Source organism: Novosphingobium olei (assembly GCF_037076535.1).
Lineage (GTDB): Bacteria > Pseudomonadota > Alphaproteobacteria > Sphingomonadales > Sphingomonadaceae > Novosphingobium > Novosphingobium olei.
Genome location: NZ_AP029021.1, coordinates 1522121 through 1535379, shown reverse-complemented (window position 1 = coordinate 1535379; position 13259 = coordinate 1522121). Strand labels below are relative to the sequence as shown.

General features: G+C 63.5%; 11 protein-coding genes. 1 reads left to right on the top strand and 10 read right to left on the bottom strand.

Translation table 11 applies throughout. The annotated features are described in order from the left end of the window. Window positions 1-22: 22 nt before the first annotated feature. Complete coding sequence (locus tag AACH40_RS07330; RefSeq protein ID WP_338645176.1) at window positions 23-1099, top strand: PA0069 family radical SAM protein; 1077 nt, start codon at window positions 23-25, stop codon at window positions 1097-1099. A 3-nt stretch (window positions 1100-1102) separates the two neighbouring features. On the opposite strand, the gene AACH40_RS07325 is transcribed toward AACH40_RS07330, so the two are convergent. The 10 genes from AACH40_RS07325 to AACH40_RS07280 form a co-directional block, all read right to left on the bottom strand. Continuing rightward, on the bottom strand, window positions 1103-2869 hold the full coding sequence (locus AACH40_RS07325; protein ID WP_338645174.1) for a M48 family metalloprotease: 1767 nt from the start codon (window positions 2867-2869) through the stop codon (window positions 1103-1105). Between the two features lie 16 nt (window positions 2870-2885). Beyond that, a complete protein-coding gene (locus AACH40_RS07320; RefSeq protein ID WP_338645172.1) occupies window positions 2886-3524 on the bottom strand; it encodes a LemA family protein in 639 nt (212 codons plus the stop codon). Window positions 3525-3612: 88 nt separating this feature from the next. After that, window positions 3613-4698 carry an NADH:flavin oxidoreductase gene (locus AACH40_RS07315; RefSeq protein ID WP_338645170.1) on the bottom strand — a complete coding sequence of 362 codons (1086 nt, stop codon included), beginning with the start codon at window positions 4696-4698 and terminating at the stop codon, window positions 3613-3615. Between the two features lie 4 nt (window positions 4699-4702). Then, window positions 4703-5119: a DUF1330 domain-containing protein gene (locus tag AACH40_RS07310; protein WP_338645168.1), complete on the bottom strand. Its 417-nt coding sequence runs from the start codon at window positions 5117-5119 to the stop codon at window positions 4703-4705. 20 nt (window positions 5120-5139) lie between these two features. Then, entirely contained in the window at window positions 5140-6762 is a 1623-nt protein-coding gene (locus AACH40_RS07305) for a long-chain fatty acid--CoA ligase (protein WP_338645166.1), read from the bottom strand. A gap of 10 nt (window positions 6763-6772) precedes the next feature. Next, the gene (gene dnaE / locus AACH40_RS07300) at window positions 6773-10366 is read right to left on the bottom strand and encodes a DNA polymerase III subunit alpha (protein ID WP_338645164.1); all 3594 of its coding nucleotides are present in this window, start codon (window positions 10364-10366) and stop codon (window positions 6773-6775) included. Window positions 10367-10427: 61 nt separating this feature from the next. Beyond that, window positions 10428-10916: a glutathione peroxidase gene (locus tag AACH40_RS07295; protein WP_169494146.1), complete on the bottom strand. Its 489-nt coding sequence runs from the start codon at window positions 10914-10916 to the stop codon at window positions 10428-10430. A gap of 64 nt (window positions 10917-10980) precedes the next feature. Beyond that, window positions 10981-11247, bottom strand: coding sequence for a hypothetical protein (locus AACH40_RS07290; protein WP_169494145.1), 267 nt, complete (start codon window positions 11245-11247; stop codon window positions 10981-10983). Between the two features lie 60 nt (window positions 11248-11307). Further along, window positions 11308-11997 carry an ABC transporter ATP-binding protein gene (locus tag AACH40_RS07285; RefSeq protein ID WP_338645161.1) on the bottom strand — a complete coding sequence of 230 codons (690 nt, stop codon included), beginning with the start codon at window positions 11995-11997 and terminating at the stop codon, window positions 11308-11310. Next, complete coding sequence (locus tag AACH40_RS07280) at window positions 11990-13231, bottom strand: lipoprotein-releasing ABC transporter permease subunit (RefSeq protein WP_169494143.1); 1242 nt, start codon at window positions 13229-13231, stop codon at window positions 11990-11992. Before AACH40_RS07280 ends, AACH40_RS07285 begins: the two co-directional genes overlap by 8 nt. Window positions 13232-13259 lie beyond the last annotated feature (28 nt).

Genomic DNA, 13259 nt, shown 5'->3' with positions numbered 1-13259 from the left:
CTCTTTATGTTCTAATCGCCGCATGTCCCAGCCTGCGCCTCGCGGGCGCGGCGCAGTGAGCGGCGCCGTGCCAACCCGCTTCGGTCTCGCCACGCGCGAGGCCGATGGTGACTGGCTCGATATGCAAGCAGACATCGATGGACCGGGATCAAAGCTGCGCACCACGGTCGTCGAAGAATTCCCCAAGACGATCGTCAGCTTCAATCGCTCGCCGGACATCCCGTTCGATCGTTCGCTCAACGCCTATCGCGGCTGCGAGCATGGCTGCATTTACTGCTACGCCCGGCCAACCCATGCATTTCACGACCTTTCGCCGGGGCTCGACTTCGAAACCAAGCTTTTTGCCAAGCCAAACGCGGTCGAAATCCTGCGCAGGACCTTCGCCGGCCGCGGCTACAAGCCCCAGCCCCTGGCCATGGGTACAAATACCGACCCCTACCAGCCGATAGAGCGCGACTATCGCATAACACGCGCCGTGCTCCAATTGTGCCTCGAGGTGCGCCATCCGGTCACCATCACCACCAAATCCGCGCGCGTGCTCGACGATATCGACGTTCTTGAAAAGCTTGCCCGTGAACGGCTGGTGGCCGTTGGCATCTCGGTCACCAGTCTTGACCCGAAGCTGTCCGGCTTGCTCGAACCGCGCGCCTCGGCTCCGGCCAAGCGTTTGGCGGCGCTCGGCAAACTGGTGGAAGCAGGAATACCGGCGCACGTCTCCGTCGCACCGGTCATCCCATCGATCACCGATTCGTTTCTGGAAGCCATTCTCGAACGGGCCGGCGCGATGGGCGTGCAATCAGCAAGCTGGATCATGGTCCGCCTACCCCACGAAGTGGCCCCCCTATTTCGCGAATGGCTGGAAACCCACTTTCCCGACCGGGCGGGCAAGGTGATGGCGATCATCCGCGACGTGCGCGGGGGCAAGGACAACGACGCGAATTTCTTCACACGGATGAAGCCGCAGGGTGTCTGGGCCGACCTCATCCGCAGTCGCTTCCACCTCGCCTGCCGCCGCGCCGGGATCGGGCAAGTGAAGATCGATCTCGATTGCAGCCAGTTCCGGCCCCCTGCCGCCGATGGGCAGCTGGCCCTTTTCTGACAGCTAAACGCCCTTGCGACCGAAACCACGGATTGATGGTGGAGCAACTTGCGCACCAGCGGGACGCTCGACGGCGTCGGGCAGCCGCGTATCATGCACCGGTGGCGGCGGTGTGTAATCGACCACGCCGAACAAGCGCCGCAACGTCCTGGGAGAAAAGATCGCCATCCCCACCAGCGAAAACATCAATAGCGGCATCAGGAACGCAGCACTGCCGAAACCGGTGTCAGGCGGACCGTCGGAACCATCGGACACGCGCGTGCCGGAGTGGGCGAAGGGATCCGGCGGAATGGGAGGCGGTGCGTTTTGGCCGACGTTCGTATGGGCGTTCAGCGCGCGGATAGTCTGCCCGCAATGGCTATCGGTACTGGCATTCGATGAAGAGCAGAATACGGGCTCTTCACGCATCTGGCTTGCCATGGAGACGATACTGGACGGGCTGAATACCTGCAGGAACTTGGCCGGATCATTGTCGCGCGGCCAGTGAAACACTGCTAGAAATGCAATCAGCGCCGCCATTGGAATCAACAGTTGCGGTCGCATGCCGAACGCGTTGCGTTTATCGTTGGCACGCCATTCGTACCAGGCGATCGTCGCCTCGCGCCACCGGCGGTATGCCGCCGGGTCGGTGAGCATCATCGCATGGATCTTGAGCGTATGCGTCGGCGGCTGGTTGAGCGGCCTGCCATCGGCATCGTATGCAAACTGCATTGGTGCGTCGGCCGTTAGGACGTCGCCGCGAATTCCGGGTACTGCACGCGCCGCCACGCCAAAGCGTCGGACTGGGCCCCCGCTGCGGGTGTCGCGACGCGAACGCCCCGGCGCTAGCAGCTCTTTCCCGAGCGAGCTGATCGCCGCGATCCGTTCCTCCACCGGAGGGTGGGTCCCGCCGTCGTGATCATTCGGTCCATCGAACAGCATGCCTTCGACGCGGAGACTGCCTGGAAACGAACCCCGGCCCGCAACCTTGCGCAGCGCGTCGACCAAGGCTTCGGGAAAATGGGTCATCCTGATCGCATCGCCGTCGGCGATATGATCGCGCGACAGCCGCACGCCGCGGCGGGCATGGAATGAAAGCTGCATCGCCACCATCGTGGCCGCCCCACCTGCCAGCAAAAGGATCAGGAAAGGCGGCAGAACCAGCGGGACGATCAGTTGTCGCCAGTCTTCGATACGGAATGGATTGTCACATTGGAGCAGTACCGCCGTGCGCTGCAGCGCATGGTTGGCCGCCAGCACGCGCGTATCGCCATTCCGGATATGCGCCGCCTCGTGCGCCAAAACGGCGGCGAGCTCGTCGTCGTCGAGCGCGTCGAGCAAACCCCTGGTGACCGCGATCAGCCCATGATCTGGTCCCTCTCCCACCGTCAGGCAGTTGCGCGCATCGACCTCGATGACGGCGAATGCGGGAAAGCGCACGCCGAGTGCGGTGCACTGTTGTTCGCCGATTGCCACGAAGCGCGGCTCCTCCGCGCGGCCTACCTTGCGGATCGCCAGCGTGCGCATGACAGCCTTGGCATGTCCCCGGTATATGTGCCGGAAGATCAGCCCGCTCACCACCGCAAGCGGCAGCATGTAGCGAACGGCATAGCCCACAGGGTCGCTGAGCATCGTATGCTGCGGATCGAACATCAGCAGCGGGAGGATCAGCACAAAGGCGCCGATCAGCTCGTACGCCATGACGTAAGCGATCAGATAGCCCCAGACATGGCGACGGTTCGCAGCAGCATGCGCAAGATATCCGGAAGGTTCCAGTTTGCTTCGGGCCATGGGGCGCCCCCTTGCGTCAAAGCGCGATTTGCTGAACTTCGCTGAGTTCGGCCCGGCGCTGCTCTCCCAGCGAGAAATTGTCGCGAGGCGCGGTTGCACCACGCATCAGGTTGGCCGGAAACGCGCGCAGCGCGGCGTTGTGTTCTTCTACCGCAAGGTTGTAGAACTTGCGCGCCGCGGTGATCTTCTCGTCGATGCGGATGAGATCGCTCCGTAGCGTCACGAACTGGCCGTACGTCGCAAGCTCGGGGAAGCTTTCGCTGAGATCGGTCACGTTCTGCAGGATGCCTGCGGACTGATCCTGCGCGATCATCGCGCCTTGTCCCAACGCAGCAATCGCGTCGATCCGGGCCTTGAGCACATCGCGGATCATGACCTGTTCGCGATCGGCAAAACCCCGCACCACTTCGACCAGATTGCCGACGAGCGTCCGCCGTTCGAGCAGCAAGGCATCGACATCGGCCATCGCCGCATCGGCGCGCTCATCGAGACGTGCAAGCATTGCATGTTGCGAGCGGAGCCGCCGGTAGAGCCAGAGCGCCAGCGCCAGCACGACCCAGAGCCACCAATTGTCGAGCGCGAAATTGCTCGCGCGCACCATGCGACCCTGCAGGTCGATCTGCTCGAAAAAACTGCCGGTTTGTGCCATCTGCATCGAACCTGTGCCCCCGTACGAGATGCGATGGGGCTAGGATCTAGGCGAAATTACTTAATTTATCTTACAGAAGGGACCAGAGCCGCCATCACGCTGGTTCAGCGACGAAGCCCTTCCAGTTCTTCATGTAATGCACAAAGGTGGGGCTGAGCGCTTCATCGATCAGATGCTGTTCGGTGACAGGCAATGGCGGTGATGTATATTCTGCATCGGCCAGCACGCGTTTGGGGAAATCGTGGCGCAAAATCGCACCGCGTCCGATGGCCACGAAATCGCAGCCTTTCTCGAGAGCCCAGGCGCAATCGTCGGCCGCCAATATCTTGCCGGCCACGCCCAACTGGGTGCCGCCGCGCGGCAGATCCATGAACCAGTCGATCAGCGGCCGCCCCTTGCCTTCGGGATCATTGGCAACCTTACGAACGTCCCATAGCGAAAGGTCAACGTAGTCGAGCTTTCCGCCCGCCATGACGTCCGCGATCAGACTGCGAATTTCGAGCAGCTTCTGGCCAAAGCGCTCGGGCGACACACGCAGGCCCAGCTGAAACTGGGCGCCGCAGCTTGCACGGATGCCGTCGATGATCTCCAGCACCAGTTGCGCCCGGTTTTTAGGGCTTCCACCATAACGATCTTCGCGCCGGTTGATCTCGGGCGAAAGGAATTCGGCGAGGATGTATCCGTGCGCGCCGTGCACTTCGACCCCGTCGAAGCCCGCTTTCTCCGCCCGGACCGCCGCCGCGACAAAATCGTCGCGCAGTCGCTGAACCTCGTCGGTCGAAAGGCCGCGAGCCCCTGCGGCTTCCACATCAGACGCGCTAACAGGATGAGCGACCACCGCCTTGTCAGAACGCGATCCGGCATGGTGCAACTGCACGGACGATACGGCCCCATTTTCGCGGATTCCATCAGCCAGGCGTGAAAGCCCATCGAGATGTTCGTCCGCGAACGCCCCGATCTGCCCGACAAACCCCTGCCCAACCCGCTGGACGTGCGCGGCAGCAGTCATGACCATGCCAAAGCCGCCCTTCGCACGCGCGACCAGCCAATTGTACTCGTCGTCTGAGAGCGTTCCGTCGTCGTGGCTCTGCTGATTGGTCAGCGGCGCCAGCATGAAGCGGTTCTTCCACGAAGGACCGCGTGTCAGGGTCAGCGGCTGCGCCAGCTTCTCGTATGCCACCTGTTTATCCTTCGACCGGAGCGAAGCGGACCAGCCGGCTGTCTTCGACCGCCGCCTGGCGATGCACGACGACCGGCGCATAGTCGGGATCCTTGACCATGCCCATGAACGCGGCCGCACTGGGATAGGCCATGATGAAGGTTTCGTCCCATTCCCATTCGGACGGCCCCGTCACCATGGCCTCGAAGCCGCCCTTCCATACAATCCTGCCCCCTGCCCGCTCGAGCACCGGCTGGATCGTGCGGAAATACTCCGCATAGGCTTCGGCTCCGGTCAGCCCCTTGCCGGCGAGCTCATGCCCTTCGGGATAGTCGGCCAGCGCCTTGAACCGCACCAGGTTGAGCATGTGCACCGGCGTATCGCGTGGCAGGCTCTTGAAACGGTCGAAATTCTCGCGGCTCGGATCAATGTAGTTGGTCATCGCGACATCCTAAAATCTGTTCAGGCAACGCCGGTGAGCGACGGCCAGGCGTAGTCCCTGAACTGCTCGCGCAGGTCCTTCTTGCTGATCTTGCCGGTTCCGGTGTGCGGGATCGCGTCCACGAATGCGACCGCATCGGGCACCCACCACTTCGCGACGTGCGCAGCAAGGAAAGCGCGGATTTCGTCGCCGTTACAAGACGCACCGGGCTTGCACACCACCACCAACAGCGGGCGTTCGTCCCACTTGGGATGATAGACCCCGATCGCGGCCGCTTCGGCAACCGCCGGGTGCCCGATCGCCGCGTTCTCCAGTTCGACCGAACTGATCCACTCGCCGCCGGATTTGATGACGTCCTTGGTTCGGTCAGTCAGTTGCAAGGTGCCGTCAGGATGGATAACGGCGACATCGCCGGTGTCAAACCACTGCTCCGCGTCCGTCGCATCCTTCTCTGCCTTGAAGTAGCGTTTGACCACCCACGGCCCGCGAACCTGCAGGGCTCCCGATGTTTCCCCATCGCGCGGAAGCACCTTCGTCGGATCGCCGAGATCGACACAGCGCAGTTCAACCCCGAACGGCACCCGCCCCTGCTTGGCCTTGAGATCGACCTGCTCCTCGAAGCTCAGCTCGTCCCAGTCCGCCGGCTCGGCGCCGGTCGTACCGATCGGCGACGTTTCGGTCATGCCCCAGGCGTGGGCGATGCGGATGCCCTTTTTCATGAAGCGCTCGATCATCGCCCTAGGCATCGCAGAGCCACCGCAGACCACCTGCCGCAGGCTTGCCGGAATATCCCGGCCGTTCGCATCGATGTACTGCAGCAGGCTCAGCCATACGGTCGGCACGCCGGCCGATGCCGTGACCTTCTCGTTCTCGAACAGGTCGCACAGCGTCGCTGCATCGTTGGTTGCGCAATAGACAAACTTGGCCCCGGCCGCCGCACCGGCCCAGGGAATGCCCCAGCTGGCCGCATGGAACATGGGCACGATCGGCATCATCACCATGCGCGTGTCGATCCCGAAAACCCCCGGGGATTGGCAGGTGATCGCGTGGAGCATCGTCGAGCGGTGCTCGTAAAGCACGCCCTTGGGGTTGCCCGTCGTTCCGCTGGTATAGCAGAGCATGCAGGGGTCGCGCTCGTCTCCGTCGGCCCACTCGGCATTGCCGTCCTCAGCGGCGATCCAGTCCTCGAAGCTTTGTGCCGATTCGTCGCTGTCGAAGCAGATATAGTGCTCGATCGTCGACCAGCGCGGCTTCATCCGCTCGACCACCGGTGCCCAGACCTTGTCGAACAGCAGGACTTTGTCCTCGGCGTGGTTGGCGATGTATTCAAGCTGGTCGTCGAACAGGCGCGGATTGATCGTGTGGAGAATGCCGCCCACGCCGACCGCCCCATACCAGGTGACGAGATGGCGGTGATGGTTCATCGCCAGCGTGGCGATCCGGTCGCCCGGGCCGATGCCGACGCGGCGCAGCGCCTGCACCATTCTTAACGCATCATGGCGGATCCCGGCCCAGTTGGTGCGGCTCTCGGTGCCATCGGCCCAGCGCGTCACGATCTCGCGCCCACCGTGTTCGCGCGCGGCGTGGTCTATCAGATGAGTGACCCGCAGCTTCCAGTCCTGCATTGCACCCAGCTGAAACATCGCTCTCTCCCTATTCGACGAGCCGCAGATGCCGTTCCGGTCTTGCGGTCAGCGCCACATTGGCAAGCCCCTCGATGGGAATCAATCGTTCAATCAAGTCGCTGTCGAGGCGGAAGTCGGTGCCGAGCCGGACCAAGGGTTCACGCCCCCTGCCCGTCTTGAGCCGCGCCACCACCTCGCCCTTGGCATCGTTCCCACGCGGCAGCAGCAGGGCGAGCTCCGCCATCGCCTCGGGTGTCGTAACGTCCAGCTTCAGCATCATGCGCGCCGCGCTGGTCACAGAGGACAGCGGCCGCGCGTTGCGAACAGTGACGCGCGGCGGCTCATCGGGGTTCGGCCGGTCGAGTTCGACATTCAGAAGCACGCAAGTGCCCTCGCGCGCCCAGGTCACGAAATCGTCAACCAGAGCCTCCTCGAAGCACGATGCGGAGAACAGTCCCGACGAATCGGAGAAGTCCGCCATGACGAAGTCCTTGCCCTTCTTCGTCTTGCGCTTCTGCACATTCTCCACCAGCGCCGCCATCACCGCACCCGACCGGCTGCCGCCGCCCTCGCCGCCGCCGGTCATCAGGCTTCCGTACGATCGCGCGCCATTGGCCGACGCCACCGCGCGATATTCCTCGACCGGATGCGCCGCGAAATAGAAGCCGAAGTTCTCGCGCTCGGCCGCCATCTGCTCGGCCCGGCTCCATGGCTTCGTCTCGGCGAGCCGCGTTGCCGGCGCTGCATGGTCATCACCACCGAACAGGCCGCCCTGGCCCGACGTGCGCGACCGGGCCGCCTCGTCGGCCACCGCCATCAGCAGTTCGGCATTGGCGATCAGCTTGGCGCGGTTGGGCTCGAGACAATCCAGCGCCCCGCCCGCGGCCAGCGCTTCCAGCTGCCGCCGGTTCATCGATCCTGCCGGAACCCGCTTGAACAGGTCGTCCAGGCTCACGAACTCCCCGTTCGCTTCGCGCTCGGCGACGATCGCTTCCATCGCCTTCTCGCCCACGTTGCGCAGGCCTGCCAGCGCATAGCGCACGGCAAAGCCGTCGTCCGTCCGCTCGACGGTAAACTCCGCTTCGGAATGGTTGATGTCCGGCCCGGCGAGCGACACGCCGTTGCGCCGCATGTCATCCACAAACACCGCAAGCTTTTCCGACTGGTGCATGTCGAAGCACATCGAGGCCGCGTAGAATTCGTGCGGGTAATGCGTCTTGAGCCACGCCGTCTGGTAGGCGAGCAGCGCGTAGGCGGCGGCGTGGCTCTTGTTGAAGCCGTAGCCTGCGAACTTGTCGATCAAGTCGAACAGCTCGTTGGCCTTCGCCGCCGGGATGTCGGACACCGTCTTGCACCCGTCGACGAAGCGCTGGCGCTGCGCGTCCATCTCTGCCTGGACCTTCTTGCCCATGGCGCGGCGCAGAAGATCGGCATCGCCCAGCGAATAGCCCGCGAGGATCTGCGCGGCCTGCATGACCTGTTCCTGGTAGACGAAGATGCCGTAGGTCTCGGACAGGATCCCGGCGAGCTTCTCGTGCGGGTACTCGATGCTCTCGAGCCCGTTCTTGCGCCGCCCGAACAGCGGAATGTTGTCCATCGGCCCCGGGCGGTAGAGCGAGACCAGCGCAATGATGTCACCGAAGTTGGTCGGCTTCACCGCCGCCAGCGTGCGCCGCATGCCTTCGGATTCCAGCTGGAACACGCCAACCGTGTCGCCAGACTGCAGCAGCTTGTAGGTATCGACATCGTCCCAGGCGAGTGTCGACAGATCGATCTCGATCCCGCGCTTCGCCATCAGGTCGACCGCCTTGCGCAGCACCGACAACGTCTTCAGGCCGAGGAAGTCGAACTTCACCAGCCCCGCATCCTCGACGAACTTCATGTCGAACTGCGTCACGGGCATGTCCGAACGCGGATCGCGGTAGAGCGGCACCAGCTGCGCCAGCGGCCGGTCGCCGATCACCACGCCCGCCGCGTGCGTAGAACTGTTGCGCGGCAGGCCTTCGAGCTGCATCGCCAGGTCTATCAGTCGCTTGACCTCGGGATCACGGTCGTATTCGCGCTTCAATTCCAGCACGCCGTTGAGCGCGCGCGGCAGCGGCCAGGGGTCGGTCGGATGGTTGGGCACCATCTTGCACAGCCGGTCGACCTGGCCATAGCTCATCTGCAGGATGCGCCCGGTATCGCGCAGCACCGCGCGCGCCTTCAGCTTGCCGAAGGTGATGATCTGCGCAACGTGATCGTCGCCGTACTTGCGCTGGACGTAGCGGATCACCTCGCCGCGCCGGGTTTCGCAGAAGTCGATATCGAAGTCGGGCATCGACACGCGTTCCGGATTGAGAAAGCGTTCGAACAGCAGCCCGAGCTTGATGGGATCGAGATCGGTGATCGTCAGCGCCCACGCAACGAGCGACCCCGCGCCCGAACCACGGCCGGGTCCGACCGGAATGCCGTTCTCCTTGGCCCACTTGATGAAGTCGGCCACGATCAGGAAGTAGCCGCCAAAGCCCATGCGGTTGATGATCGAGATCTCGAACTCGAGCCGCTCTCGATATCCAAGCACTTCTTCGAGCACGCCCGCGACCAGCAATTGCGGGTAGTCGGCATGGTCGGGCTCGGCGTCGGGCCCCAGCGTCAGCAGCGCCGCCAGTTCGGCGTGCGCGGCTTCGGGGTAATAGGGCTTCAGCCGCGTGACGAGACCGGTCCGGCTGTCGGCGGCGCAGGCCTTGGCCTCGCCCTCTTTGTCACCGGCAAGGCTTGGCAGGATCGGCTTGCGCTTGGGCGGCGTGCAAGCCGTTCGCTGCGCCACGACCAGCGAATTGGCCAGCGCTTCGGGACAATCCGCGAAGAGCTGTTCCATCATCTCGACGGGCTTGATCCACCACTCCTGCGAGGAACGCGGCCGGTCCGCACTGTCGACATGGGTGGAACTGGCGATGCACAGCATGGCATCGTGCGCGGCATAGAACCCGGCTTCGGCAAAGCAGGCCGGATTTGTCGCGACGAGCGGAATATCGCGCGCATAGGCGAGGTCGAACAACCCGTCCTCGCCCCCGCTTTCGACCGGATCGCCCGTGCGGGTGAGTTCAATGTAAAGGCGGTCGCCAAACAACTCCTGCAGCCGGTCGCAATATGCCTCGGCCGCCGCCTTCTGACCACCAGCGAACAGTCGCGTCAGCGCCCCTTCGCCGCCACCCGTCAGGCAGATCAGGCTGTCGGTATGGCCAACCAGATCGGCCAGCACGACATGCGGCGCGAATTCGAGGGGGCGGTCGAGGTGCGCCCGGCTGACGAGGTGGCAGAGGTTGTCGTACCCCTTCGAATCCTGCGCATAGAGCCCCAGCCAGTCGATCGTAGGCGCTGCCGGTCCGAAACCCGTCGCCGCACCTTCGCGCTCCGGCCGCGCGACGGCGAGCATGACGCCGATGACCGGCTGCACCCCCACGTCCTTGCACGCCTTGGCAAAGGCCGCGCTGCCATAAAGCCCGTTGCGGTCAGTGATCGCGATCGCCGGAAACCCGCGCTCCGCCGCCGTCTTGGCAATGATCTTCGGGTCGACCGCGCCATCGAGCATGGTGTAGGACGAAAACACGCGCAGCGGCACGAAGGGAGCGTAAGGCATTTTCCGAATGTAGGTAACGCTGGCCGCTTTGGCGAGCGACCGACGCCCCGTTTTCAACCGATCACAGCAGCGCTTCGATATCCTTCTGGATGCTTTCCGGCTTGTCGGTCGGGGCGTAGCGTTTCACGACTTTGCCATCGCGGCCGATGAGGAACTTGGTAAAGTTCCATTTGATCGCCTTCGTCCCCAGCACGCCCGGCGCTTCCGCCTTGAGCCAGTCGTAAAGCGGATCGGCGTTGGGGCCGTTGACCTCGATCTTGGCCATCAACGGGAAGCTGACGCCGAAGTTCACCTTGCAGAAGCTGTCGATCTCTTCCGCCGTGCCCGGCTCCTGCCCGCCGAACTGGTTACAAGGGAAGGCAAGCACCTCGAACCCCTTGTCGCCGTAGCTCTTCCAAAGCTTCTCAAGCCCGTCGTACTGCGGGGTGAAGCCGCACTTCGATGCCGTATTCACCACCAGCAGGACCTTGCCCGCCTTGTCGGCAAGATCGATCGTATCGCCATTGGGAAGCTTCGCCTTGAAATCGGCGATGGTGTGCGGACCGGACATGAGAGGCTCACCCTATTTGGTTGCGTACAATCAAATAGGGTGGTGTCACAGCCCGCCGGCGCGTTCAACCCGGAAAGTCGTTGCGGCGCGACATCGCCATGATCTCGCCGGGACCATATTGGCGATCCCCCGCTTTTTCGATCACCAGGCTGTTGCGTTCGGCTTCGGGCATGCGCGAAACCAGCCGCACCATGGCGGCAAAGGTGCCAGAATGCAGCGTCGCAAAGTTGTGGAACACGCCATCGGCGGCATCCCGGCGCAGGACCGTTGCATGGTCCTTCCAGAAATCTGCGCTGGCGTTTGACGATTCCCCACGGATCGTTGTGTTCATGACGGTACGATCTCCTTTCGCCGCTGCAACGCGCGAACCGGGTTCCCGTATCCCGTCCCCCTATGCGAGCACGCCTTCATGCAGCCGGACGACCCGGTCCATGCGCAAGGCGAGGCGTTCGTTGTGCGTCGCGATGAGCGCCGCACTGCCCTCCCCGCGCACCAGCTTCAGAAACTCCTCAAGCACGCGGTCGGCCGTCGCTTCGTCAAGATTGCCCGTCGGCTCGTCCGCCAGCACCAGCGCTGGCTGGTTGGCAAGCGCTCTCGCCACCGCCACGCGCTGCTGCTCGCCGCCGGAAAGCTGGTTGGGACGATGGTCGAGCCGATGCCCGAGCCCCAGCGCCGCCAGCAGTTCCTCCGCGCGCGCCTTTGCATCCGCTGCAGTCCTGCCTGCCACCATCTGCGGCAAAACGACGTTCTCGGTCGCATTGAAATCGGGCAGCAAGTGATGGAATTGATAGACGAAGCCCAAGTGATCGCGCCGCAGAGTGGTGCGCGCATCGCCCGACAGTGCCGAAGCGTTGATGCCGGCGATCTCGATCAGCCCCTCGAACCCGCCTTCGAGCAGTCCAACCGCCTGGAGCATGGTCGACTTGCCCGAACCCGATGGTCCCAGCAGGGCGACGATTTCACCCGGACGGATTTCAAGGTTCACGCCGCGCAGGACGTCGATGGTCACCCCGCCTTGCGTGAAGCTGCGGCGCAGATTGTCAAGCCGGACCACCGGAGCGGAGTTGGCCGCGTCACTCATAGCGCAGCACCTGAACGGGATCAGTGCTTGCCGCCTTTAGCGCCGGATAGAGCGTGGCAAGGAAGCTCAGCACAAGCGCCATGATGCAAATCACCGTGATTTCGACCGGATCGCTGCGGCTTGGCAGGTCGGTCAGGAAGCGGATGGATGGGTCCCACAGGTTCTGTCCCGTCAGGTACTCCACCGCGTGGACCACCGGCTGACGGAAAAACAGGAAGACGAAGCCCAGGATCAGGCCGCCCAGCGTTCCGCACGCACCGATCACGAAACCGATGGTGACGAAGATCTTGAGCAGGCTTCTGCGTGTCGCCCCCATGGTCCGCAGAATCGCGATGTCGCGCGTCTTGGCCCGCACCAGCATGATCAGCGACGAAAGGATGTTGAACACGGCGACCAGCACGATGATCGACAGCACCACGAACATCGCCACCCGCTCCACCGCAAGCGCCTCGAACAGGCTGGCGTTCATCGTCTTCCAGTCCGTCACCACCGCGCGGCCCGCCAGCGCCTGCTTGATTGGCGCCATCGTCTGCATTGCGGTGTCGGCATTGGTCGTGGTCACCTCGATCATGCCGATGGTATCGCCGGTCAGCAGCAGGGTCTGAGCGTCGGGTATCGGCATCACGACATAGGCGTTGTCGTAATCGTAGACGCCGATCTCGAAGATCGCCGACACTGTATAGCCGACCTGGCGCGGCACCGTGCCGAATGGGGTCGAGCGCCCCGCCGGATTGATGATCGTGATCGTGTCGCCGATCCGCACGCCCAGGTTTTCAGCCAGCCGCGATCCGATTGCGACGTTGCCCGAATTCTCGGTCAGGGACGCGAAATTGCCTGCGACGACTTTCTCCGACAGCCGCTTGAGGTCGGGCTTCGTATTGCCGCGCACCAGGATCGCCTCGACCCGGCCATTGAAGGTCGCCAGCAACGGCTGTTCGATCAATGGCGAGGCGCGGGTGACGCCGGGCGTCGCCTCGACCTTCTTGAGGATGTCCTGCCAATCGTCGAGCCGGCCGCCATAGGCCTGGATGATGGCATGGCCGTTCAGCCCCACGATCTTTTCGAGCAGTTCCGCGCGGAAACCGTTCATCACGCTCATCACGATAACCAGTGCGGCGACGCCCAGCGTCACCGCGACAAAGCTGATGCCGGCAACAAGAGCGATGAACGCCTCCCCCCGCCCCGGCAGCATGTAGCGCTTGGCGATGGTCCATTCGAACGGCGAGAGGATCAAGCAGCGGGTCTTTCGCTTAGGCCGAATG